This window comes from Brevundimonas variabilis (genome assembly GCF_014199945.1).
Classification (GTDB): Bacteria; Pseudomonadota; Alphaproteobacteria; order Caulobacterales; family Caulobacteraceae; genus Brevundimonas; species Brevundimonas variabilis.
This window is the reverse complement of the sequence record NZ_JACHOR010000002.1, coordinates 775,897-798,373: the sequence shown is the minus strand read 5'-3', so window position 1 is coordinate 798,373 and position 22,477 is coordinate 775,897. Positions and strand designations below refer to the sequence as shown.

23 protein-coding genes are annotated in these 22,477 nt (G+C 64.3%); 15 read left to right on the top strand and 8 right to left on the bottom strand.

Annotated elements, in window-relative coordinates; translation table 11 throughout:
• Positions 1-24: 24 nt before the first annotated feature.
• Positions 25-1,044: an NAD(P)/FAD-dependent oxidoreductase gene (locus tag GGR13_RS08645; protein WP_343060322.1), complete on the top strand. Its 1,020-nt coding sequence runs from the start codon at positions 25-27 to the stop codon at positions 1,042-1,044.
• Here GGR13_RS08645 and GGR13_RS08640 read toward each other — a convergent pair.
• A complete protein-coding gene (locus tag GGR13_RS08640; RefSeq protein ID WP_183213073.1) occupies positions 1,025-1,768 on the bottom strand; it encodes a TonB family protein in 744 nt (247 codons plus the stop codon). The two genes, GGR13_RS08645 and GGR13_RS08640, sit on opposite strands and share 20 nt — an antisense overlap.
• A 163-nt stretch (positions 1,769-1,931) precedes the next feature.
• Here GGR13_RS08640 and GGR13_RS08635 point away from each other — a divergent pair, with 163 nt between their 5' ends.
• The 4 genes from GGR13_RS08635 to cysE all read left to right on the top strand — a co-directional run bounded on the left by GGR13_RS08635 (position 1,932) and on the right by cysE (position 5,486).
• Positions 1,932-2,732 carry a transglycosylase SLT domain-containing protein gene (locus GGR13_RS08635; RefSeq protein WP_183213153.1) on the top strand — a complete coding sequence of 267 codons (801 nt, stop codon included), beginning with the start codon at positions 1,932-1,934 and terminating at the stop codon, positions 2,730-2,732.
• 73 nt (positions 2,733-2,805) lie between these two features.
• Positions 2,806-3,951 carry a SpbR family protein gene (gene spbR / locus GGR13_RS08630; RefSeq protein ID WP_183213152.1) on the top strand — a complete coding sequence of 382 codons (1,146 nt, stop codon included), beginning with the start codon at positions 2,806-2,808 and terminating at the stop codon, positions 3,949-3,951.
• Positions 3,952-4,002: 51 nt separating this feature from the next.
• Complete coding sequence (locus tag GGR13_RS08625) at positions 4,003-4,644, top strand: NUDIX domain-containing protein (protein ID WP_343060321.1); 642 nt, start codon at positions 4,003-4,005, stop codon at positions 4,642-4,644.
• A 20-nt stretch (positions 4,645-4,664) separates the two neighbouring features.
• Positions 4,665-5,486, top strand: a complete 822-nt coding sequence (cysE, locus tag GGR13_RS08620; RefSeq protein ID WP_183213072.1) for a serine O-acetyltransferase — start codon at positions 4,665-4,667, stop codon at positions 5,484-5,486.
• A 22-nt stretch (positions 5,487-5,508) separates the two neighbouring features.
• Here cysE and tipF read toward each other — a convergent pair whose 3' ends face one another.
• Positions 5,509-6,783 (bottom strand): flagella assembly cyclic-di-GMP phosphodiesterase TipF, encoded by a 1,275-nt coding sequence (tipF, locus tag GGR13_RS08615; protein WP_183213071.1) that lies wholly within the window; start codon positions 6,781-6,783, stop codon positions 5,509-5,511.
• Positions 6,784-6,905: 122 nt separating this feature from the next.
• Between tipF and GGR13_RS08610 the strand changes: the two genes are divergently transcribed.
• Together GGR13_RS08610 and GGR13_RS08605 are read left to right on the top strand one after the other, a co-directional pair.
• Entirely contained in the window at positions 6,906-7,676 is a 771-nt protein-coding gene (locus GGR13_RS08610) for an SDR family NAD(P)-dependent oxidoreductase (protein ID WP_183213070.1), read from the top strand.
• Positions 7,677-7,686: 10 nt separating this feature from the next.
• Entirely contained in the window at positions 7,687-8,595 is a 909-nt protein-coding gene (locus GGR13_RS08605; protein WP_246347775.1) for a lysophospholipid acyltransferase family protein, read from the top strand.
• Here the strand turns inward: GGR13_RS08605 and GGR13_RS08600 are convergent.
• The 5 genes from GGR13_RS08600 to GGR13_RS08580 all read right to left on the bottom strand — a co-directional run bounded on the left by GGR13_RS08600 (position 8,586) and on the right by GGR13_RS08580 (position 12,607).
• Positions 8,586-9,077: a response regulator gene (locus GGR13_RS08600; protein ID WP_183213069.1), complete on the bottom strand. Its 492-nt coding sequence runs from the start codon at positions 9,075-9,077 to the stop codon at positions 8,586-8,588. The two genes, GGR13_RS08605 and GGR13_RS08600, sit on opposite strands and share 10 nt — an antisense overlap.
• 85 nt (positions 9,078-9,162) lie before the next feature.
• Positions 9,163-9,972, bottom strand: a complete 810-nt coding sequence (locus GGR13_RS08595; protein WP_343060320.1) for a M23 family metallopeptidase — start codon at positions 9,970-9,972, stop codon at positions 9,163-9,165.
• Between the two features lie 17 nt (positions 9,973-9,989).
• Entirely contained in the window at positions 9,990-10,196 is a 207-nt protein-coding gene (locus tag GGR13_RS08590) for a DUF2093 domain-containing protein (RefSeq protein ID WP_183213068.1), read from the bottom strand.
• A gap of 47 nt (positions 10,197-10,243) precedes the next feature.
• Positions 10,244-11,713, bottom strand: a complete 1,470-nt coding sequence (locus GGR13_RS08585) for a sigma-54-dependent transcriptional regulator (RefSeq protein ID WP_183213067.1) — start codon at positions 11,711-11,713, stop codon at positions 10,244-10,246.
• A gap of 123 nt (positions 11,714-11,836) precedes the next feature.
• Positions 11,837-12,607, bottom strand: a complete 771-nt coding sequence (locus GGR13_RS08580; protein WP_343060319.1) for a tRNA1(Val) (adenine(37)-N6)-methyltransferase — start codon at positions 12,605-12,607, stop codon at positions 11,837-11,839.
• A gap of 120 nt (positions 12,608-12,727) precedes the next feature.
• On the opposite strand from GGR13_RS08580, the gene GGR13_RS08575 reads away from it, so the two are divergent.
• Positions 12,728-13,753, top strand: coding sequence for a polyprenyl synthetase family protein (locus GGR13_RS08575; RefSeq protein WP_246347741.1), 1,026 nt, complete (start codon positions 12,728-12,730; stop codon positions 13,751-13,753).
• Between the two features lie 3 nt (positions 13,754-13,756).
• Here GGR13_RS08575 and GGR13_RS08570 read toward each other — a convergent pair whose 3' ends face one another.
• On the bottom strand, positions 13,757-14,962 hold the full coding sequence (locus GGR13_RS08570; protein ID WP_183213065.1) for a pyridoxal phosphate-dependent aminotransferase: 1,206 nt from the start codon (positions 14,960-14,962) through the stop codon (positions 13,757-13,759).
• 120 nt (positions 14,963-15,082) lie between these two features.
• On the opposite strand from GGR13_RS08570, the gene GGR13_RS08565 reads away from it, so the two are divergent.
• From GGR13_RS08565 to rodA, 7 genes are all read left to right on the top strand, one after another.
• Positions 15,083-15,784, top strand: a complete 702-nt coding sequence (locus tag GGR13_RS08565; protein WP_183213064.1) for a TVP38/TMEM64 family protein — start codon at positions 15,083-15,085, stop codon at positions 15,782-15,784.
• A gap of 103 nt (positions 15,785-15,887) precedes the next feature.
• Positions 15,888-16,340, top strand: coding sequence for a hemerythrin domain-containing protein (locus tag GGR13_RS08560; RefSeq protein WP_183213063.1), 453 nt, complete (start codon positions 15,888-15,890; stop codon positions 16,338-16,340).
• 179 nt (positions 16,341-16,519) lie between these two features.
• A complete protein-coding gene (locus GGR13_RS08555) occupies positions 16,520-17,560 on the top strand; it encodes a rod shape-determining protein (RefSeq protein ID WP_183213062.1) in 1,041 nt (346 codons plus the stop codon).
• A 113-nt stretch (positions 17,561-17,673) separates the two neighbouring features.
• Positions 17,674-18,801: a rod shape-determining protein MreC gene (gene mreC / locus GGR13_RS08550; protein ID WP_183213061.1), complete on the top strand. Its 1,128-nt coding sequence runs from the start codon at positions 17,674-17,676 to the stop codon at positions 18,799-18,801.
• A gap of 8 nt (positions 18,802-18,809) precedes the next feature.
• Positions 18,810-19,316: a hypothetical protein gene (locus tag GGR13_RS08545; RefSeq protein WP_183213060.1), complete on the top strand. Its 507-nt coding sequence runs from the start codon at positions 18,810-18,812 to the stop codon at positions 19,314-19,316.
• On the top strand, positions 19,313-21,316 hold the full coding sequence (gene mrdA, locus GGR13_RS08540; RefSeq protein ID WP_183213059.1) for a penicillin-binding protein 2: 2,004 nt from the start codon (positions 19,313-19,315) through the stop codon (positions 21,314-21,316). Before GGR13_RS08545 ends, mrdA begins: the two co-directional genes overlap by 4 nt.
• Complete coding sequence (gene rodA / locus GGR13_RS08535; protein WP_183213058.1) at positions 21,313-22,473, top strand: rod shape-determining protein RodA; 1,161 nt, start codon at positions 21,313-21,315, stop codon at positions 22,471-22,473. The genes mrdA and rodA overlap by 4 nt, the downstream gene beginning before the upstream one ends.
• Positions 22,474-22,477 lie beyond the last annotated feature (4 nt).

Genomic DNA, 22,477 nt, shown 5'->3' with positions numbered 1-22,477 from the left:
TGCGGAAAGGTGTTAGGAGCCAGCGTGGCTCTCAAATGTGACATCGTGATCGTCGGCGGCGGTGTTCTGGGACTGTGCGTAGCGGTCGAGCTGACCGCCCGGGGGCACAGGGTGATCGTCCTCGACCCGGGAGCCGCAAATGCCTCCTCCGTCGCGGCCGGCATGATCGCCCCGGCGATGGAATCCGTGCTGGATGGAGCAACCTCCGACCGGGCCAGACTGCTGCGCGAGGCCGCGGATCTGTGGCCGGAGTTTGCGCGTCGGACATCGATCGCGCTGAAGCCGGGCCCGTCGGTCTGGCGAGGCGACTCAGCCGACGAAGTGGCCAATGCCGCGCGACGACTGGGGTTTGCGGCCGACGTCCGTGACGGCGGCGTCTGGACCGACGATCGGCAGGTCGAGCCCGAACCTGCCCTTGTCGCCTTGAGGCGACGGGCGGGGCATGTGGTCGCTGGAGAAGCCTTGTCCCTGACCCGCTCGGACGGTGGCTGGGCCGTCGGCACGGCCGAGGGCACGGTCAAGGCCAGGGCCGTGGTCTTGGCGACAGGCGCAGCTGCGCCGCCGGAGGGGGTGCCGGAATCGGTCATGACCCTGGTGAACGCCATCGTCCCCATCCGGGGTCAGATCGGCTGGACAGGCGAGCCCGCCGGTGACGTCGTCGTCCGCGGTGAGAGTGGGTACCTGGCACCCATGGGCAAAGGGACTGTCATTGGCGCGTCGATGGGCACAGGCCGGCGGGATCTGTCGGTTGACGGTATGGAAGCGGAAACCTTGCTCGCGGTGGCAGAAAGGCTGACCGCGCGAGATCTCCGCGATCGGCCCGTGGCGTGGCGTGTGGGCATCAGGGGGGCCACCCCGGACGGACTGCCCATGGCGGGTCCGTCCGGTGAGCCGGGCCTGCATCTGGCCCTTGCCCCTCGACGCAACGGCTGGCTGCTCGGGCCGCTGGTCGGTCAGAGTGTTGCAGACGGGATCGAGGGCCTGGCACCGGCGCCCCCGGCCCGGGCCCTCGATCCGCAGCGCTTCAGTCGTCCGGCAGGTTGAAGCGGATATTCACCATCACGGTTGCGCCGTCGACGGCCTGCCCGTCGATCGTCTGCGGGCTGATGCGGAAATAGCGGCTGAGACGAACGGCGGCGTTACCGAACCCGTTGCCGGTCGGAGACTCCGACGCCACCGAACAGGCTGTGATCGAGCCATTGGCCCGAACCCCACAGCGCAGGGATGCGACGCCTTCGACGCCGGCTCCCAACGCACGATCCGGATAGGCCGCCATCAACTGGGCTCCGGTCGGGCGCTGGATCCAGTCGGGTTTCTGGATTACCGGAGGGCCGCGCGGAGGATCGGCTGGCGCGGTCGTCGGCTCGGATACAGGGGCGGGTGGAGCCAGATCCGTGAGACTGAAAACCGGACCGCTGTTGGAGACGGGCGTCTCCGGTACGACGGCGGTCAGGACATCAACGGGCGTAGTCGGTGCCGGGGTCCTGTTCAACGGCAGGTTTGCGGGCGGCGAAGGCCGGGGCTTGTCAAGCGTCGGAGGCGGGGGCGGGGGTCGGGTAAACTCGACCTGGAAGCTTCGGGGTTCTGGCGGCGGCGCAACGGGCTCCTCGAGCGCAAAACGCTGGTTGTAGAGCGCCACCCCAATGCCGATGTGGATCACGGCCGAGGCCCCGATGGCGATCCACAGCCATCGCGGAACAGGAGCCTTTCGTTCACCGAAATCGATCGGATGAACTGCGCCGGGACCGCCGGCAGTCTGGATCATCATGGCCGTCTCTCCAAGGCCGCTCCCCAGCACCCCCGTCGTGAAAGAACGCGCTCTGGTTGTGGCGAAATCGAGGCGGGGATAACTGCGATTCCTCCCCAGCCGCGGCGTTGAGGAATTGTTCATATTAAGGTTCTCTTAACCACGATCTCCCACCCTCATGAGCATGACCGTCGGAGCGATTCCCTCAGGAAACGGCGTGGAAGCAGCCATCCGGCGTGCGTCCAGCGCCACCGGCGTGGACTATGATTTTCTGATCAAGACGGCCCGTCGCGAGAGTGCCTTCAACCCGGCGGCACGGGCCCGGACCTCCAGCGCCGCGGGCCTGTTCCAGTTCATCGAGCAGACCTGGCTGGCGACGGTCAAACAGTCCGGAGCCAAGCACGGCTACGGGCAGTATGCCGACCTGATCCACCGCGGCAATGACGGGCGCTGGCGAGTCGAGGGTTCGGCGCGGAATGTGGTGCTGGACCTGCGCTTCGATCCGCAGGCCGCGTCGGCCATGGCTGCCGAACTGACGGCCTCCAATGCAGCCTATCTGCGCGGCAGGACCGGACGCGAGCCCGGGGCAGGCGATCTGTATGCGGCGCATTTCCTGGGTCCTGCCGGTGCTGGCCAGTTGATGGAGGCGATGGCGTCCCGCCCGGGTGCCAATGCTGCTGCCATGTTCCCCGAGGCTGCCTCGGCGAACCGATCGATCTTCTATCGTGACGGTCGCGGCGCGACGGTTGCTGAGGTGCATGCCAATCTGCAACGCCATGCTGGCGAAGGTGCGCCTGCGATGGGGTCCGGAGGGCAGCCAAAAGCGCCTCCCACAGACGCAGAGCGCGACATACAGATGGCCGCGCGCCTCGATCGACTGAAGCAGAACCAGAGCCTCCTGACCCTGCTGCTGGGCCAGGATGGCGAGGGCAAGGGCGGCGGTTTTGGAGGGGCTTTCGCCCCGGATCCGCCGACTGCCGCCTGATGGTAAACCGGGCGTTAAGCAAACCGGCGCACTCTGGCGCAAGAGACCCCGCCGAACCCGACGAGCCCACATGATGACCGCCTACCGCGCCCGTCTGACAGAGATCGATATCCGGCGCCTGATCAAGGCAGACGACGAGGATGAACGGGCTGCGGCTGCCCACAAGCTGTGCCGCAGCATGGACAAGGTCGATCTGTCGGACGACGATCGGGAGGCGGCACAGAAAATCCTGAGGGTGCTGGCAGGCGATGCTGCCGAACTCGTTCGCCGTGCCATGGCGGTGACCCTGAAATGTTCGGACCTGATCCCGCGCGATCTCGCACGGAAGCTGGCGGCTGATGTCGACACGGTCGCCCTGCCGATCATCGGATTTTCGCCGTCATTCAGCGATGGTGACCTGATCGAAATCGTGCAGGCCGGGTCGGCGGCCCGACAGATCGCGGTTGCGGCGCGCGCCCGCGTCTCTCGCGACGTGGCAGAGGCCCTGACGGTCGACGGCTGCCAGGAAGCGGTTCGAACCCTGGCGTCGAACGATAATGCGGACATTTCCCAGGATTCGCTGGGTCGCATCGTCGACCGGTTCGGCGATGCACCCGAAGTTGTTGCCGCCATGGCCTATCGTCAGGTGCTGCCGATCCACGTGACCGAGCGGTTGGTCAATCTGGCCAGCGAGATGGTCCGTGAACACCTGATCAGCCGTCACGCCGTGACGCCGGAGACGGCGATCATGCTGGCGGGGTATGCGAGGGAGCGAGCGACCGTTGACCTGATCGACCAGGCGACAGTGACGCCCGACCTGCCGGTCTTTGTGGCCCAGCTGAATGCCCGAAAGGCGCTCAGCGCCTCTCTGCTCCTGCGCGCACTCGCAAGAGGCCAGATGAGCCTGTTCGAGCATGCCCTGGCAGAACTGGCCGGGACGCCGCACCAGCGTGCCTGGCTGATGGTGCACGATGCCGGACCCCTGGGCCTCAAGGCGATTTACGACCGGGCCGGGCTGCCACCGCGCCTGTTCCAGGCCTTCCGTGCAGGCGTCGATACCTGGCGGCAGTTGCAGGCCGAGGGAGCCGACACATCCGGCGAGATGTTCCGTCAGACCATGCTGGAGCGTTTCCTGACCCAGCGTCCGAACGCACCGCGCGAGGATCTGGCCTATCTGATGGAACGACTGGACCAGCCGGCCGAAGCCCAGAACCGATATCCGGCTGCCAACGCAGCCTGATCAGGTCCGCTTGCGCTGGTCCTTGCCTGCGGTCGGTGTCATATCGATGCCGTGACAAAAACCGAAGACGATCCTGTCCCCGAAGCGATCTGGGCCAAGGGCCTTGCACCCGTGCCAGCCTGGCAGGATCAGGAACGACAGGTGGTCTATGATAACGCCTGGCTCAGCGTTACCGAGCACTCCGCCATAGCCCCAACCGGTCTTGCCTCGACCTATGCGGTGCTGAGACCCAAGAATCTGGCGGTCGGGGTTCTGCCGCTGCATTCCGACGGGACGGTGACCCTGGTGGGACAGTCGCGGTTTGCGCTCATGAACTACTCCTGGGAGATGCCGGAGGGCGGCGCGCCTTTCGGCGAGGATCCGCTGGACGGGGCCAAGCGCGAACTGGCCGAGGAGGCCGGGCTGGCGGCGGGTACCTGGCGCGAAGTGCTCAGGATGGAAATGTCGAATTCGGTGACAGACGAAAAGGCCATCGGCTGGCTAGCTTGGGATCTGTCGCCGGTGCCCATCGCCCCCGACCCCACTGAGGTTATCGTGACCGTGCGCGTGCCGTTCATGACCCTGATGGCCGAAATCGACCGGGGTGCGGTCCGGGATGCCTTTACAGTGGCGACAGCGCTGCGGGCCTACCATATGGCGCGGGAGAGCCTGATCCCGGGGTGGCTGGTACATGCCATGCTGACCCGGGTATGATGCAGGCTGCAGGAGGCGTCATGGCCCATCTCGAAGTCGTCGTATCCCGGTCGGAGATCTGGTCGCAGCTGCGCGCCTCGGCCGAGGATGCTGCGCGGAGCGAGCCGCATCTGGGATCGCTGATGAATGCCACGGTCCTGTCCCACGGTGACCTGGCGAGTGCCCTGAGTTTTCAGATCGCACGCAAACTGGGTGACAATGAACTCGCGGCCATGAGTGTCCGCGAGGTCTGTGCCAATGCCTTTGCGACTGATGAGTCCATCGTTGCGGCGGCGGAAGCGGATCTCAAGGCCGTCGCCGAGCGCGATCCGGCGATCAAGACGCTGCTGCAGCCCTTTCTCTACTTCAAGGGGTTTCAGGCGCTTCAGGCCTGGCGGGTATCACACTGGCTGTGGGGACAGGGGCGCGAGACGCTGGCGTTCCATTTCCAGAGCCGCATCTCGGAGCTGTTTCAGGTCGACATCCATCCTGCGGCCCGCATGGGAGCGGGCATTTTCGTCGACCACGGCACGGGCATCGTCATCGGCGAGACGGCGGTGGTTGGCGATGAAGTGTCCATGCTGCATGGCGTGACGCTCGGTGGGACCGGAGCCGAACGTGGCGATCGTCACCCCAAGATCGGACGCGGCGTGTTGCTGGGCGCCGGTGCCAAGGTCCTCGGGAACATCGTTGTGGGAGACTTTGCCAAGGTCGCCTCAGGATCGGTGGTCCTCAAGGCTGTACCGCCGGGCTGTACTGTTGCCGGTGTCCCTGCACGTCTGGTCAACTGCCCGACGGAGGCGGAGCCAGCGCGGACCATGGATCACACGCTTGCCGACGTCGTCTACGATTTCGTGATCTAGCAGCCGGGTGAACGTGCGGGGATCAGGCGTAGCGCCTGCGCCTTTCGGCACTCATCAGGTTCGAGCGGACAAAGTCGGCGGGTGGATCCGTCTCGGCCAGGACAGCTTCCTTGATGGCCCTGGGTTCGCCAAACAGATGCCCCTGGCCCATCTTCACATCGAGTTCGAGGATGTCGACGATCTGGCGCTCGGTCTCGCATTTCTCGGCGATCACCTCGATGCCATAGCGGCGGGTCAGGGCAGCGAAATCAGCCGCCGTGATATCGCGCAGGCTCGGTATGGCCGGGCCGAAATCCGGGTCCAGCAGCTGTTCGATCAGCAGGTCGGCCGCGACCTTGATGAAACGAACGTCTGCACGCTGGAGGTCGGTGAAGTTGAGGTCGAGAGTCTGGACCTTGTCGAGCGAGAACCGGAAGCCGAGGTCAGCCAGCTTGGCCATGTTCCGGGCCTCGATCGCGCCGCGACTGTCGAAGGTCGCCTGGCCCAGTTCGAAGATCAGGGCCTGGTTCAGATCGCGGTTTTCGGAAAGGAAATCGAGAAACTGGGGAAAGAAGGTCTCGTCTCCGAGCGAAGACAGGGCGACATTGCAAAACACCCCGACCTTGCGGTCCTGACGGGCGAGGCGTCGGACGATCTGGGCACAGCGGAACAGGAGCAGGTTGTCGATGGCGGGAACCAGACCCTCGCCTTCGGCGATCGACAGATATTCTGCGGGCATCATCACCCGATCGGTCGAGTCGCGCAGTCGGGTGAAGCTTTCGTAGAACACCGTGCGCCGCTGCGGCAGGCTGACCACGGGCTGCAGATACAGATCGACCCGGTTCTCGCTCAGGGCATCGTGCACGGTCTTGAGCAGGATGTTGCCCTGCTGATGACGCCTCATGTCAGGACTGTCCGGAGCGACGAGGGGCGTGACCTTCAGTCGATCGTCGATGCTGCTGGACATGTCCTGGATCAGCATTTCCAGCATCCGGACCTCGCCCGTCAGTTCCTCGGTCCGGGACAGGGCACCGGTTTCGATGGCCTGGGCGAGCTCGGTCAGGGCGACTTGGGTCGCCTCCATCGCATCCGCCAGCAGACGGTGGGCCTCGCGGACGTTGCTGATTTCATGGCGCAGCGATGTCCGCTCGCTCTTGCCGGAAATGAACAGGTGGATACAGCCCATAACGCCAAGTGTGCCGACCGTGGCAGCGATGCCTGCGCCGCCACCGAGACCGGCGCGCCAAAGGAATGCCCCCACCGTCATGGCGATGAACAGGTAGCCGAAGAACAGAAAACCGGTTGTCAGCGCGCGCATGGTCACCAGACTGGGGAACGGAGAATCCGTCTTCCCGGATGGAATCGGTCGAGTATCAGTCTATCTGAAGCAAACAGCTAGGGCGTCGGCTGACAGATCCGCGCCATTTATGAGGAATACGCATGGAATTGTTCGACCTGACCGGCAAGGTGGCCGTGATCACAGGTTCGTCCAGGGGCATTGGCAAGGCGATCGCCGAGCGGATGGCCGAGCACGGAGCCCGGGTCGTCATTTCCTCACGCAAGGCGGGTCCGTGCGATGAGGTCGCTGCAGAGATCAACGCGCGGCATGGCGAGGGGCGTGCGATCGCCGTTCCTGCCAACATCGCAGCGAAGGAGGATCTCCAGCGCCTGGTGGACGAGACCAATGCCGCGTTCGGCCAGATCGACATCCTGGTCTGCAATGCCGCGTCGAACCCCTATGCGGGGCCGATGGCAGGGATTTCCGACGAGCAGTTCCAGAAGATCTTCCACAATAACGTGCTGGCCAATCACTGGCTGACCCAGATGGTCGCTCCGCAGATGCTGGAGCGAAAGGACGGTTCGATCGTGATCATCTCGTCGGTCGGTGGCTTGCGCGGCAATGCGCTGATCGGTGCCTATAATGTTTCCAAGGCCGCCGACATGCAGCTGGCGCGGAACCTCGCGGTGGAGTGGGGCCCGTCGAACGTGCGGGTCAACTGTATCGCGCCGGGGCTCATCCAGACGGACTTCGCGCGCTACCTCTGGGAGAACGAGGAGGTTCTGAAAGTGACGGTCGAACCCAACCCTCTGAAGCGGATCGGACAGCCGGACGAGATCGCCGGAACCGCCGTGTACCTGTGTTCGCGGGCAGGCTCCTATGTGACGGGCCAGACGCTCGTCGTGGACGGCGGTCTGACGATTGCCTGGTGACGTGCCTGCCCTGAGCCAGCGCCTGGTCTGGCGAATCGAGTCGGTCGCCTTTGCCGGCTTCGTCGGCCTGATGCGCTTGCTGGGGCTGGAGCGTGCCTCCGCATTCGGGGGCTGGCTGTTGCGAACGCTCGGGCCGCGAACAGGGACCCAGCGGACGGTGATGCGCAATCTGCGGATCGCCTTTCCGGATATGGCAGTTTCCGAACGCGAGAAGCTTGCGATCGCCCAATGGGAACAGACGGGGCGGACGTTTGCGGAAACCGCGATGATGGACCGGCTGACGCCGGCGTCAGGACGGATCGAGATCGTCGGAGCCGAACGACTGGCGGATATCCGGGATTCCGGGCAACCGGTCGTTTTCGTCTCGGGACACATGGCCAATATCGAGGTCATGGCGGCGGTGATCGTCGGGGCAGGGGTGCCTTGTCAGGTCACCTATCGTGCAGCCAACAACCCTTACGTCGACGCGCAGATCCGGGAACTGCGGGCGCGCTATGGGATCAAGCTGTTTGCCGCCAAGGGCGGGGAGGGCGCTCGAGACCTTCTCGCAGGGATGGCGCGAGGCGAGTCGGTCGCGCTCATGAATGATCAGAAATTCTCTGAAGGGCCGGAGGTGCTGTTTTTCGGCCATCCGGTCAATGCCGCGCCGGGGCCGTCCCGCCTGGCCCTCAGGTTCGGGACCGTGATCCAGCCCATGTCCGTCGTGCGTCTACCCGGCGTGCGGTTTCGGGTGACGGCTCACGAACCTATCCGGCTGCAGTCTACGGGTGACCGGTCTGCGGACATCGCGCGGGGTGTTCAGGCGATCACGTCCTTCGTCGAGGAAAGGGTCCGCGAGCATCCGGTCGACTGGTTCTGGGTGCACAAGCGGTGGCCCGACGCCGTCTATCAGGCCTTGCCGGCCGAACCTCAGGTCTGATCGTCGTGGCGGCGCTTCACGCCGTCATAGGCCGGCGGTGCCGATCGTCGCCGGTCGGGTCCGAAATAGGTCCGCGACTTGATGAAGGGGCGGGGGCGAACGATCACGGCCTGGATGCGGTCAAAGACGGCCTTGGCCGTGATCGGCTTGACCATGAACTCGGTCACGCCGGCGTCTCGTGCCTCTAGCACCCTGTTCTTTTCGGAATGGCCGGTCATCATGATGATCGGCAGGTAAGTGTTCGGGCTTTCAGGGCTGTTGCGCACCAGACGGGTAAACGCGACGCCGTCCATCGGCGACATGTTGAAGTCGACGATGGCAATGTCGATCGGATGCTGGCGCAGGGCTGCCAAGGCCGAAGACCCATCGGCGACCTCCAGGATCTTTCGGATGCCGGCCGCTTTCAGAATGGCAGACGTGATCGCGCGCATATGCTGATTGTCGTCGACAAGCATCACCTGCAAGGAACTGAGAGAGGACATAAAGGCGAATCGGAACCCTGAACGGCCCCGCTGGCGGGGGGACGGCTGAGTTAGACAGACCCGACGCTGCGGTCCAGAGGCGTAATCACGCCGTTCTGACCATCAATGATGGATCCAGGTTGCGGTCTCGCCACTTCATCCGCCAGCAAAGATGGGGACCGGTCGCCCGACCCGTCATGCCGACACGACCGATGGTGTCCCCCGTGCGAACCGTGTCCCCTGCGGTGACCGAGATTTCGGACTGGTGCAGATAGGCCGTGATCAGTCCCTGGCCGTGATCGATCAGGACGAGTCCGCCCTCGAAATGCATGCCTGGCTGCGCCAGAGTGACCAGGCCCCTTGCCGGAGCCCGGATAACAGTCCCCTGAGGTGCGGCAAGGTCGATGCCGAAGTGCGGTCGAGCCGCTGTACCGTTCAGGATACGCTGGCTGCCCCATGCGCTGGAGACCCGAAAACGCTCGAGCGGCCAGTCAAAGCCGTCGGAAAAGAAGTCAGCATCGAAACGGCTGGCAAAGCCCTCGGCCTTCAACACGATCTGTTGCTGGATGAGGGCCAGCAGGGCTGGATCGCTGGGTTCGACCGTCGAGGGTGGCAGACCGTCGATCCTGCTGCTCGGAAATGACCCTGGCTGGACGGCGAGTGCCCGACTTGCGTATCGAGCGCCGTCTCGGGCTTCGATACGGACGGATGCCTTGGCTTCGCGATCCAGGCCGACGATGAAAAGCCCGTTTGCCGATGCCGTCGTCAGGGCTTCCTCGTCGACGAAGATGTGGGCTCCGGCCCAGGTCCGGCCAATGATGTGGCCACCCTGCTGAAAGCGCCCCGTCAACTCCAGCGCATCGCCTGCGCGGGCCATGGACGCGACAGCCAGTGTCGCACCGGCTCCAACAAGCACAGAGCGCCGGTCAGGCCTCACGTGGGGGGTGCCATGCGGATCAGGGCTTCGACAGGGCTGGCATAGGCCTCCTGGAACTCGACCGACCAGTAGCGCAGGATCTCCAGAGGGATCGGCTTTCCGGTGACCGCGCACAGGACGTAGGGCCCGGGCTTGAGTACGGCGAACTCGCCATCGCCATAGTGAAGCGTGGCCGGGCCTGTGACGGGATCGATGGCGTTCATGACGCAAGGATAGCGGGGCTCTGCCCGCGATGCCACTGTCTCCGACGCTAGCTGGCTTCCTTCAACGCGCCTTCAAGGCCCTGCTCGCGAACCTTGCGATACAGCGTCGAGCGTCCGATGCCGAGGCGGCGCGCAATCTCCGACATATGACCGGCATAGACCTCGATGGCGTGCTGGATCAGGTCGCGCTCGATATCCTCCAGCGTCCGCAGATGTCCACGATCGTCCAGAATGCGGATGGGCTGATCCGGCAGATCCTCGGTGCTGCCGTCGACGAACGAGGGCGTCTTGCTCTCGACCCCGCGCTCCGGCTCGGCATGAGGTTGGGGCGGGAAGGGCAATGCAACCCCTGAAATGGATGGAAAATCATGGGGTTGAAGATAAGGGGCGTCGGCCAGGACGATCGCGCGATAGACGGAGTTCTCAAGCTGGCGAACATTGCCGGGCCAGTCGAACGCCGTCAGCAGCGCGAGTGTTTCGGGCGAGGCCGCGACAACGCGACGGCCTTCCTCGGCGTTGAAGCGGGCAATGAAATGGTCGACGAGTGCGGGGATATCCTCGCGACGGTGGCGAAGCGCCGGTGCCTCGATCGGGAAGACATTCAGGCGATAGAACAGGTCCTCGCGGAAATGCCCGTCCTTCACCTGCTGGGCCGGGTCACGGTTGGTCGCGGACACAATCCGGACATCGACCTTGACCGGACGTTTGGAGCCAACCGGGTCGATCTCGCCTTCCTGCAGCGCGCGCAAGAGCTTGACCTGCATGTCGAGCGGCAGTTCGCCAATCTCATCGAGGAACAGCGTCCCTCCGTTGGCCTCGGCGAATTTCCCGAGATGCTTGTCGTTTGCTCCGGTGAATGACCCCTTTTCATGTCCGAAAAGGATCGACTCGATGAGATTGGCAGGCAGGGCCCCGCAGTTGACCGCGACAAACGCCTTGCCGGCGCGGTCGGAGGCACCGTGAAGCGCCCGCGCAATGACTTCCTTGCCGACGCCGCTCTCGCCCGTGATCAGGACCGGAATGCTTGAACGGGCGGCGCGCGCCCCAAACGCCTTGACCAGGCGCATGGGCTCGCTGTCACCAACAAGGTCGTCGAATGACGTCCGGCCGGTGACATGTTTTTTCAGCCTTCCGACTTCGCGCGTCAGCTGGGTCAGTTGCAGGGCATTACGAATCCCGACGAGGATGCGCTCGGGGCTGGCTGGCTTCACGAAGAAGTCCTGGGCTCCGGCCTGCATCGCCTTGACGACGCTGTCGATGCCGCCATTGGCCGTCAGCACGATCACTGGGGCGGTGATGCCGGCGGTCCGGATCTCGGCGAGGCATTCCAGGCCGCTCATACCCGGCATGACCATATCCAGCAGGACGACATCGGCCCCGCCGCCCTTCGTCAGGCGGTCAATGGCCTCGCCACCGTTTTCGGCATGCACGACGGCGTAACCTTCCCGGTCCAGGACCGCCTGGACCAGGCGGCGTTGGGTCGGATCGTCGTCAACCACCAGAACGGTCTTGGCCATTCGGAAACACCCTTCAACACTTCAGGCCGCCTCGACTGTGCTGGCCCATTTCGGGACGTTTTTACCGTCGGCAAGGTGAAGATCGAGTTGGCGGGGGTGGTGAGCAGAGGGTTAACGCTCGCGTCACGACATCGAAAGCACTGCCCGGCCGCGCAGGATCGCCTCGGCCCATGCACTGTGTTTCCCGTCCAGTCGCTGGTGCAGGATGAGGGGAGGCAGCAGGCTCAACGGAGCCTTGCCTGCCCGGATCGCGCGGACGACGACGCGTTTGGCGGGGGTATCCGAAAAGGGATGGACCGGCTGGATCGTGATCGAGCCGCATCGTTGGCCGAGCAGGTGCAGGATGTCGGCCAGTCGATCCGCGCGGTGGATCATCACGATTCGTCCGCCGTCGTGGACGGCCCGGACCAGGAAGTCCGTCCAGACTGCGAGACCATCGACAGCCATCCATGCGCCTCGCTTCTCTGGCGCTGGCGGACGAAGGGCGGCCTCGTCATCGAAGAAGGGTGGGTTGGAGATGGCCCAGTCAAAGGTCGGCAGAGCCAATGTGCGGAACCCGGATGCAATGTCTGCATCCATGATTTCCATTCTGGCCTCGATTTCGTTCAGTGCGGCGTTCTGCCGAGCCAGCCGGGACGCAGCAGGATCAAGCTCGATTCCCGTCAGGCTGACGCCAGGGCAGCGCGCGGCGATCTGCGTCAGAACGGCCCCAGCGCCACATCCGGCCTCGATGATCCTTTCCCCGGGCTTCGCTTCCACGGCAGCGGCCAACAAGGCGGCATCCATGCCGGCGCGGTAGCCCCGTATGGGCTGCCGCAAACGGACGCGACCGTCCAGCAGCGCATTTTCAGTGGTATCCGGCGTGATTTCCGGCAATGGGGATGCGACGGTCACGCGGCTTGACCCTTCATGGCGCGAACACCATTGTCCGGCCTCTTGCAACCGTGCAAGCGGCCTTGCGTATTTCCTGTGTCTCGTCGGCTTCGACGTGACCTGACCGAGAGATGTTTTCCGTTGGATGCCGCCCTGCTGACTCCCGACCGCGCCAAGGGCGATGTTGACGCCCTGGCGCGGCTGGCCAAGGCGGATATGGCGGCGGTCGATGCGCTGATCATCGACCGGATGCAGTCCCAGGTGCCGGTGATCCCGCTTCTGGCCGAGCATATCGTTTCGGCGGGTGGAAAGCGCCTGCGACCCCTGATCACCGTGGCCGCGGCGCGTGCTGCACAGATGAAGGCGGGAGACGCCGACATGGCCGCCCCGCTCAAACTGGCGGCGGCGGTCGAGTTCATCCATACCGCAACCCTGCTGCATGACGATGTCGTTGACGGCTCGGAGCGGCGGCGGGGCAAGGTGGCAGCGCATCTGATCTGGGGATCGGCGACAAGCGTGCTGGTCGGAGACTTCCTGTTCGCCCGCGCCTTTGAACTGATGGTCGAGACCGGCACAATGCGTGCCCTGGGGATTCTGGCCCAGGCGTCCAGCGTGATCGCCCAAGGCGAGGTCCTGCAACTGACCCGGGCCCACGACCTGAATCTCGACCAGGAAACCTATCTCAGGATCGTCTCGGCCAAGACGGCCGAGCTGTTTGCGGCGGCTGCCGAAGCCGGGGCCGTGGGAGCCGGCGCTGACGAAGTCGTGGTCGTGGCGCTGAGGAACTATGGGCTCAACCTCGGGCTGGCCTTCCAGCTGGCCGATGATGCCCTGGACTATGGCGGGTCGTCCGAGGCGCTGGGAAAAAATGCGGGCGACGACTTCCGTGAAGGCAAGGTCACGCTGCCGCTGCTGTTTGCCGTGGCACGGACCCGCGGCCGGGAAGATGCGTTCTGGGACCGCACCATCAACAAGGGTCAGCGGTTGGACGATGATTTCCGCCGGGCTCGCGAACTGATCATCGGGACCGGAGCCGTATCCGCGACCCTCGACGCCGCCGGTGCCTACGCCGATGCCGCAAAGGCAGCACTCAGTGTCCTGCCGAAAAGCGACTGGCGGGCAGCGCTCGAATCCCTTGCCGATTTTGCGGTCAGTCGCGCCGCCTGAGTCCTACCTCAGGCTGGCGCAGAACCTCTGGATCCGTGCGCAGGCGTCTTCCAGCACGGCCTCGCTGGTCGCATAGCTGATGCGGAAATAGGGGCTCATGCCGAAGGCCTCGCCGTGAACGACGGCGACGCCCTCTGCCTCCAGCAAGGCAGAGGCGAAGGCCTCGTCCGTATCCAGCACAGTGCCGTCTGGAGCCGTCTTGCCGATCAATCCCTCGATCGACGGATAGACATAGAAGGCCCCCTCCGGGTTCGGGCAGCGGATGCCCGAGGCCTGGTTCAACATGGACACCACGAGGTCCCGCCGCTTCTCGAAAGCAGCACCGCGTTCAGCAATGAAGTCCTGTGGCCCGTTGAGGGCTTCGACCGCAGCCCACTGGCTGATGGACGAGGGATTGGACGTGGTCTGGCTGGCCACCTTGCGCATCAGGTCGATCAGCGGCTTTGGGCCACCGGCATAGCCGATGCGCCAGCCGGTCATCGCATAAGCCTTGGACACGCCATTGACCGTCAGGGTGCGATCGTAAAGGTCCGGGGCGATCTGGGCGATCGTCGTGTATTCGAAATCGCCGTAGACGAGGTGCTCGTACATGTCGTCGGTGAGTACCCAGACATGCGGGTGACGCCGCAGGACTACGGCAAGGGCTTCCAGCTCGGTACGGGTGTAGGCGGCACCGGTCGGGTTGGACGGCGAGTTCAGGATCAGCCATTTCGTGCGTGGCGTGATGGCCGCTTCCAGGACATCCGGCCTCAGTTTGAAACCGTCCGCTTCGAGGCCGTTGACGGCCACCGGCTCGCCGCCGGCCAGCAGGACCATGTCGGGGTAGCTGACCCAATAGGGTGCCGGGACGATCACCTCGTCGCCAGGATTCAATGTGGCGATCAGGGCGTTGAAGATGACGGGCTTGCCGCCCGGAGCGACATGGATCTGCGCCGGGATGTAGGTCAGGCCATTCTCCCGCGCGAACTTGGCACAAATCGCTGCCTTCAGTTCCGGCATGCCGTCGGCGTCGGTGTATTTCGTTTCGCCCCGCTGGATGGCTGCGATCGCCGCGGCCTTGACGTTGTCCGGCGTATCGAAATCCGGTTCTCCGGCGCCCAGACTGATGATGTCGCGGCCTGCCGCCTTGAGTGCGCGCGCCTTGGCGCTGGCGGCGATGGTTGCCGAAGGCTGGACGCGAGCGAGTGCAGAGGACTGTAGGCTGGACATGGATCACCCCGATCTTGCCGCTGTGGGGAGACACGCGGCAAAGTCTCATAAGCAGATGCGATTGCGGGGGCAAACCTCTGTCGTCTCGCCCGGGCGATTTGCCGGTGCTAGGACCGGATCATGCGCGGATTGCTCGATTTCCTGCTGAACATGGAGGCTCGCCGGTGGCGGACGCTGGTGGCCACGCTGCTGCTGTTCGGCGGCGTGGTCGCCCTGTTCGCGGTCGGGAAGTCGCAGCTTGGATTTGGGGCCGAGGCCCGGCTGGAGCATTGGCTGAACGGGTTCGGAAGCAGTCCGTGGGGACTGGTGGCGGCCATCATAGCCTTTACCCTTTCGGCCTTTCTGGGCGTGCCTCAGTTCATCCTGATTGCAGCCTGCGTCGTGGCCTTCGGGCCGTGGTGGGGCTTTGCCTACAGCTGGGTGGCCACGATCGTCTCCGCCGCCGTCACCTACTGGCTGGGTAGAGGACCTACGGCGCGGGCGGTCGAACGATTCGGTGGCCGGACGACCGAGCGGTTGAAGCGGTTTGTCGGGCGCAATGCCTTCTATGCCAGCTTCATGATCCGCAATGTGCCGTCGGCCCCGTTCATCGTCGTGAATATGGCCTTCGGAGCCGCGCGGGCATCGTTCCCGGGCTTCCTTGGCGGCTGTGCTCTGGGCGTGCTGCCGAAGACGGCCCTGGTGGCTTTCTTCGGAGGGTCGTTCATGAGCGCTGTCAGTGGTGACGGCGTCTGGACATCCCTCGTCTTGGCTGGAGTTGCCATCGTGTGGCTGATCATCATGCTGGCCGTGCGCGAGATCGTGAAGCACCGCGAATCCTGACGGGGCGTGACCAGGCAAGGTGAATACGCATTCACACCTAACCGTCTCTTCAAACGCTGTTCATCCCACCATGGTCGTATCCTTCTCGATTAGGAGACTGTGCATGATTATCCGGACCCTCAGGGCCCAGCATCGCGTTCTACTCGACAGGGCGAGTGAGTTGGCAGGTCTGGCGGGCAGGGTTCGTGTCCAGGATGACGCGCTTGAAGCCGATCACATCATTGGCGGCATGAATGCGTTGCTGGTGCGGCACCTGCAGATCGAGGACGAGTGGCTTTATCCAACCCTGATGAAGGCCAGCGAAGAGAATTTGCGGACATTCGCAACCGACAGCTTTGAAGAGATGGGCGGGGTTCTTGGAGCCTGGCAGGCCTACCGCAGGGAATGGTCAGCCGAAACGATCCACGCGCATCCCGAACGGTTTGCCCGGGCGACGCGCGGGATCGTCGAAGCTTTGGCCCTTCGGGTGGAACGTGAGGAAGACCATCTGTATCCCGCGATGGATTCCCTTATGGCAACCCAAACGGAGCCTGATCGAACATCCGCCGTGGCGTAGACGCAGGGCCGCCTCAAAGGGCTTGTAATCAGGTCGCCATAAGGGCAAACCGCCCTCAGCCGGTCAGGCGAAGACGATCAAGATGTTGCGGGCATGGGGATGGCCGCGGCGGGGCAATCGCCGAAGCCGACGACCATCAAGACCGCCCTTTGGCCTGCAAGATACGGTAGCCCGCGCCCATGATCTCCTCACTTTTCGGCGTCATCTCCAACGACATCGCCATGGACCTGGGGACCGCCAACACCCTCATTTACATGAAGGGCAAGGGTATCGTCCTGAACGAGCCTTCAGTCGTCGCGCTCAGGAATGTCGGCGGCCGCAAGATTGTTCACGCAGTCGGTCTCGAGGCCAAGCAGATGCTGGGCCGTACACCCGGTCACATGGAAGCCATTCGGCCCATGCGAGACGGTGTCATCGCCGACTTCGAAGTCGCCGAGGAAATGATCAAGCATTTCATCCGCAAGGTTCATAACCGTCGCGGTTTCGTCAACCCGAAGATCATCGTCTGTGTGCCCTCAGGCGCGACAGCGGTCGAGCGACGCGCCATCAACGACTCCTGCCTGAATGCTTCGGCCCGTCGTGTCGGCCTGATCGACGAGCCCATGGCGGCGGCAATTGGCGCCGGGCTTCCGATCCACGAGCCGACCGGGTCCATGGTCGTCGACATCGGCGGCGGGACGACCGAGGTCGCCGTTCTGTCCCTGTCCGGCATTGTCTATTCGAAATCTGTCCGCGTCGGCGGAGACAAGATGGACGACTCGATCATCAGCTACATGCGTCGAAACCATAACCTTCTGATCGGCGAGACCACGGCTGAGCGGATCAAGAAGGATATCGGCACTGCACGCATCCCTGCCGACGGCGAGGGCCTGTCGATCGAGGTCAAGGGCCGCGATCTGATGCAGGGCGTTCCGCGCGAGGTTCGCATGAGCGAGCGTCAGGCGGCTGAAGCCTTGGCCGAACCCGTGTCGCAGATCATCGACGCGGTGAAGGTCGCTCTGGAAGCCACGCCTCCCGAATTGGCCGCGGACATCTCGGACAAGGGGATCATGCTCACGGGCGGCGGAGCCTTGCTGCGCGGTCTCGATGCCGAAATCCGTGATCACACGGGTCTGCCGGTGTCGGTTGCGGACGATCCACTGAGTTGTGTGGCCATCGGTTGCGGGCGTGTTCTCGAGCATCCGCGCTGGATGAAGGGCATCCTCGACTCGGCGCTCTGATCTGCGTCACCCGATCGTGATCTGCGGTTCCCCAACGGGCCGTGTTTTGCGATAGGTTCGCCCTGTCGGCTGGGCTTTCCCGCTGATTCTGACCCTCTATCAGGAAGGTGGCCGTGGCGTTTCGCGACGGACCGTTCGAGAATATCAAGGTACCGCTGGCATGGACTGCCGCGGTCGTGGTCGTCGTCGCCCTGATTGCATCGATCGTGATGATCGTTGGCGATCGCGGGACGGCAGCGGGGCGCGGTGAAACCGGTCCGGTTCGTGCTGGCTTCGTGGCCGTCGCCGGTCCGGTGGGCGGCATCTTTGCGGCCCCGGTGCGATGGACGGGAGCCGTTGGAGATCACATCGGCGGATACTTCTTTGCAATATCGGAGAACCGGCGGCTGAAGGCCGAGAATGCCGAACTCAAGCAATGGAGGGATCAGGCCATTGCGATGAAAACCGTCAACGAACGCTACGAAGCCCTGATGGGCATACGGACCGATCCGCCTGTGCCGATGGCGGCCGGGGCCACGGTCCAGGACTCCCGGGGACCGTTTGCGCGCGCGCGACTGATCGATGTCGGTGCCGGAAAGGGCGTGCGTATCGGAAATCCGGTCATGAACGAGCATGGTCTGGTCGGCAGGGTGGTCGGCACCACGGCCGGGATCAGCCGCGTTCTTCTCCTGACGGATGTCGCCAGTCGCACACCGGTCCTGATCGAACGAACGGATCAGCGCGCACTGCTGACGGGCGATGCCAGCGCCAATCCGCGATTGGCCTATGTGCGCGGCACGGGCCTGAAGGCAGGAGATCGCGTCCTGACGTCCGGGGATGGCGGCGGTTTTCCGCGTGGCTTGCCCGTCGGTATTGTCGCCAAGGGCGTAGATGGCAGCTGGAGGGTCAAGCTGTTCAGCGACAGAGGCGCGGTCGACTATGTTCGTGTACTGCTGTTCCAGAGTTTCGGGCAACTGGCAGATCCAAATGGTCTGAATGCCCCGCCGCTTGCGGGCCTTGGCTCCGCACCGCCTCCGAACGCCAACGAGGCGGCTGCAATCTCGGATGCCATGACCCGCCGCACGGCCGCGGACGCTGCAGCGACCGCTGCCCGCGATCGTCGCATCGCCGAGGCCAATGCCGATCGTCAGACACCGCTGCCCGCGCAAACGCAGACCGCCCCATCGCCGGACTCGCGGCCGGCCCCTCTGCCGTCAGCGACGGACCAGGCACCAACACCCGTGCCGGGAGCCCGGGGGTGAGACGGTCCATGGCTGTCCGCGTGGTCGGCCCCATGTCGTGGATTGGTTGGCCAACCCTGCTGGCCATCCTGTTGACTGTCGTTCTGTCGACGCCCGTCAGCCTGTTCGGTCTCAATCTGCCTCAGCCCGTATGGCCGATGGTCCTCGCATTCGCCTGGCCGCTCATCCGCCCGTCGATGGTGGCTCCCGCCGTCCTGTTTGGTCTCGGCGTCTTCCTCGATCTTTTCTGGGGCGGCATTCTCGGGCTCTGGCCCCTGAGCCTGATCGCCGTCTATGGCATCATGCTGGCGGCCCGAAACCTGATGGTGGGTCAGGAAACGCTTTTCCTCTTTGTTCTGTATGCGGGCTCGACCCTGTTCGCCTTTTTGCTGGCCTATGTCATCGTTACCGTCGCGATCGGGAACGCTCCGAGCCTGATATCTCTGGCGAGCCAGGTTGTGCCGACCCTGATCCTGTTTCCCATTGCCGACTGGATGATCCAGCGGTTCGACGACGGTGACGTGCGCTTCCGATGAGCAGCGAGCCCTCCATCTTCTTTTCCGACGTCAACGAGCGTCAGGGCTCATTCCTGAGGCGGACATTCGTGGTCGGTGGCCTGACCGCTCTGGGCGTCGTGGCCCTGACCGGGCGGCTGACCCAGTTGCAGGTCGTTCAGGCCCAGGACTATGCGACGCTGGCCAAGGAGAACCAGTTCAACTTTCGCCTCGTGCTGCCGCCGCGCGGGCTGATCAAGGACCGCAACGGTGTTGTCATCGCGGGCAACCGGCCAAGCTTCCGGGTTCTGATCGTTCGAGACGAGACCAATGATCTGGATCAGACCCTCGATCTGCTGGGGCAGCTTATGCCTGATACCGTCGAACGTCGGCGGGCCATCATTCGTGACGTCAATGCCGCCGCACGCTTCAGCCCGGTTCCTGTCAAGAGTGACCTGACCTGGGACGAGTTTGCCAAGGTCAATCTCTATGCGCCCGAGCTGCCAGGCGTGATGGCCGACATGAATGATGCGCGATTCTATCCCTTTGGGGGGGCGTTTGCGCACGTCATTGGCTATGTCGCCAAGCCGAATGATCGTGACATCGCAGCGATCAGGGAGCGGGACGAAGAGGTCCCGCAGATTCTGTACAATCCGGGCTTCCGGATCGGGCGCCAGGGCGTCGAAAAGGCCCTGGACACCCGGCTTCGCGGCGTGGAGGGCGGCAATCGTGTCGAGGTTGACGCGCGCGGGCGGGTGGTTGCCGAGGATATCGGAGGCTCAAGGCCAGCGGTTCCAGGTGATGAAGTCATCCTCACGCTCGATGCCGATGTCCAGAACCGGGCGTTGGAGGTCTTTGGCGAGGAGGCGGGTGGCGCGGTTCTGATGGATGTCCGCAATGGCGACATCCTGTGCATGGTGTCTGCGCCGTCCTTTGATCCAAACCTGTTCGTCAGCGGCGTTCCTTCGCGCACCTATCGCGCCCTCGCGGACTACGAGCGAAGGCCTCTGCTGGACAAGGCTCTGACGGGGACATTCGCGCCCGGCTCGACGTTCAAGCCTGTTGTCGGTCTGGCGGCGCTGCGACGGGGGGCGAACCCGGAACGGCGGATCGTGTGCACCGGCGGATTTTACCTCGGTCGACGGTTCGCCTGTCACGCCACCCACGGGGTCCAGACGCTGCGGGATGCCATCAAGAATTCCTGCAACGTGTATTTCATGACACTGGCCGTCGAGATGGGGCCGGACGCGATCGCCGTCGCTGCGCGGGAGCTCGGTTTTGGCCAGACCTACGACCTTGGCGTTGGTGGCCAGAAGGCGGGTCTTGTGCCGGATACCCAGTGGCGCCGTGACAATCCTGTGCGTGGCGACAGCAAATGGTATCCCGGCGAGACCCCCAGTTACGGGATCGGGCAGGGGGCCTTGACGGTCAATGCACTGCAGCTGGCTGTCTACACGTCACGGCTGGCAAATGGTCGGAAGGCCGTGATGCCGCGGCTCATCAAGTCGATCGGTGGTGTGGAACAGCCGCCGGCCGCCGCGGTCACGGACCTGCCTTTCGATGCCGCGGCCTTCAAGGTCGTGCAGGAAGGCATGGAGGCCGTGACGGATGTCGGCGGGACCGGGTTCCGGAACAGTCAGCTGGGCCTTGGCCCGGTGCGGATGGCCGGCAAGACCGGTACCGCCCAGTCCCGCAATTACGGGTCCGGATCCCGCAAGGGTGCCGGACGGCCGTGGGCACAGAAAGACCATAACCTTTTCATCGCCTATGCGCCGATCGATAACCCACGGTACGCCGTTGCCGTCATCATCCAGCACGGCGGGATGGGTGGTGGCACGGCCGGGGCTCCCCGGGCCCGGGAGATCATGCGGGTTGCCCTTCTGAAGGATCCCGAGATCCGCGCTCGCATCGAACAGTCCGGTTTTGTCGAGACCGAAGACCCGGGTGCCCATGACGTGGCAGAGGTCACTCCGTTGCCTGCGTCGGTCGCCCCTGCCGAAGCGACGAGCCCGCCACCGGCTTCCTCGGACCTGCCGCAATGACCGCCTCGGCCCTGACACGCCCGGGCGAACGGGACCGGGTTTCGTCCAAGCTGGCCGAGATCGACTGGCGGCTGACGGGTCTGCTCTGCATCGTCGCCGGGGTCGGCACGGCCATGCTGTACTCGGTTGCGGGTGGACAATGGCAGCCCTGGGCACTGGATCACATGGTCCGGTTTGGCGTGCTGCTTGCTGCCATGCTGGGGCTGGCCATGGTGCACCCGAAATGGTGGTTCCGGGCAGCCTACCCGCTGTATGCCGTCCTGCTGGTGATGGTTCTGCTGATCGAGTTCACGCCCCTGGGCTACGAGCCCGTTGGGGCCGGGGCGAAGAACTGGTTGAACCTCGGCTTCATCCGGCTTCAGCCCGGTGAGTTCATGAAGCTGGGGGTCGTTCTGGCTCTGGCGCGCTGGTACCACAACCACACGGCCAACGACGCCCGCTTCTCCTGGAAGCTGCTGATCCCTGCCGCGATGATCGGCGTGCCGTTCCTGCTCATCGCCAAACAGCCCGACCTGGGGTCGGCGATGATGGTCGGGCTGACCGGGGCGATCATCATGTTTGTCGCGGGGCTGAGCTGGAAGATCATCGCGACCGGAGCCCTCGCCGCCGTCGTGACAATTCCGCCCTTCGTGATGTTCGGCATGCACGATTATCAGCGCAATCGCGTGCTGACCTTCCTGAACCCCGAGGCGGATCCGACAGGGACCGGCTACAACATCATCCAGTCCAAGATCGCACTCGGGTCCGGCGGTTTGCTGGGCCGCGGATATGGTCTGGGTAGCCAGAGCCAGCTGGAGTTCCTTCCCGAGCGGCACACGGACTTCATCTTCTCGACGCTGTCGGAGGAATTCGGCTTCGTCGGTTCAGTGACGGTCCTGGCCTGCTATATCGCCATCATCCTGATCTCGCTCCGGATCGCGTCCCTGTCACACAGCCATTTCGGACGGATCGCCGCCGCCGGGGCGACCGGCACCTTTGCGCTCTACGTCCTGATCAACGGAGCGATGGTGATGGGAATGGCACCGGTCGTGGGCGTGCCGATGCCGCTGCTGTCTTATGGAGGGTCGTCGATGATGACCATCATGCTCGGTTTCGGGCTTGTGATGGCGACGCGAGTGCACCGCTATGTCGAGCTGCCCAAGGGCCAGATCCTCTAGCGCG

What these genes read in the sequence shown, in the direction of transcription:
- tipF (WP_183213071.1), bottom strand. Translation starts at nt 6,783, where the DNA reads ATGCGCGCGCTGACAACCGGTTTTCTGTTCTTCGGCTACCTGTTCATC.
- GGR13_RS08565 (WP_183213064.1), top strand. Translation starts at nt 15,083, where the DNA reads ATGCGCGGATTGCTCGATTTCCTGCTGAACATGGAGGCTCGCCGGTGG.
- GGR13_RS08610 (WP_183213070.1), top strand. Translation starts at nt 6,906, where the DNA reads ATGGAATTGTTCGACCTGACCGGCAAGGTGGCCGTGATCACAGGTTCG.
- spbR (WP_183213152.1), top strand. Translation starts at nt 2,806, where the DNA reads ATGACCGCCTACCGCGCCCGTCTGACAGAGATCGATATCCGGCGCCTG.
- mrdA (WP_183213059.1), top strand. Translation starts at nt 19,313, where the DNA reads ATGAGCAGCGAGCCCTCCATCTTCTTTTCCGACGTCAACGAGCGTCAG.
- GGR13_RS08555 (WP_183213062.1), top strand. Translation starts at nt 16,520, where the DNA reads ATGATCTCCTCACTTTTCGGCGTCATCTCCAACGACATCGCCATGGAC.
- GGR13_RS08560 (WP_183213063.1), top strand. Translation starts at nt 15,888, where the DNA reads ATGATTATCCGGACCCTCAGGGCCCAGCATCGCGTTCTACTCGACAGG.
- GGR13_RS08545 (WP_183213060.1), top strand. Translation starts at nt 18,810, where the DNA reads ATGGCTGTCCGCGTGGTCGGCCCCATGTCGTGGATTGGTTGGCCAACC.
- GGR13_RS08590 (WP_183213068.1), bottom strand. Translation starts at nt 10,196, where the DNA reads ATGAACGCCATCGATCCCGTCACAGGCCCGGCCACGCTTCACTATGGC.
- GGR13_RS08600 (WP_183213069.1), bottom strand. Translation starts at nt 9,077, where the DNA reads ATGTCCTCTCTCAGTTCCTTGCAGGTGATGCTTGTCGACGACAATCAG.
- GGR13_RS08585 (WP_183213067.1), bottom strand. Translation starts at nt 11,713, where the DNA reads ATGGCCAAGACCGTTCTGGTGGTTGACGACGATCCGACCCAACGCCGC.
- GGR13_RS08635 (WP_183213153.1), top strand. Translation starts at nt 1,932, where the DNA reads ATGACCGTCGGAGCGATTCCCTCAGGAAACGGCGTGGAAGCAGCCATC.
- cysE (WP_183213072.1), top strand. Translation starts at nt 4,665, where the DNA reads ATGGCCCATCTCGAAGTCGTCGTATCCCGGTCGGAGATCTGGTCGCAG.
- rodA (WP_183213058.1), top strand. Translation starts at nt 21,313, where the DNA reads ATGACCGCCTCGGCCCTGACACGCCCGGGCGAACGGGACCGGGTTTCG.
- GGR13_RS08640 (WP_183213073.1), bottom strand. Translation starts at nt 1,768, where the DNA reads ATGATGATCCAGACTGCCGGCGGTCCCGGCGCAGTTCATCCGATCGAT.
- GGR13_RS08570 (WP_183213065.1), bottom strand. Translation starts at nt 14,962, where the DNA reads ATGTCCAGCCTACAGTCCTCTGCACTCGCTCGCGTCCAGCCTTCGGCA.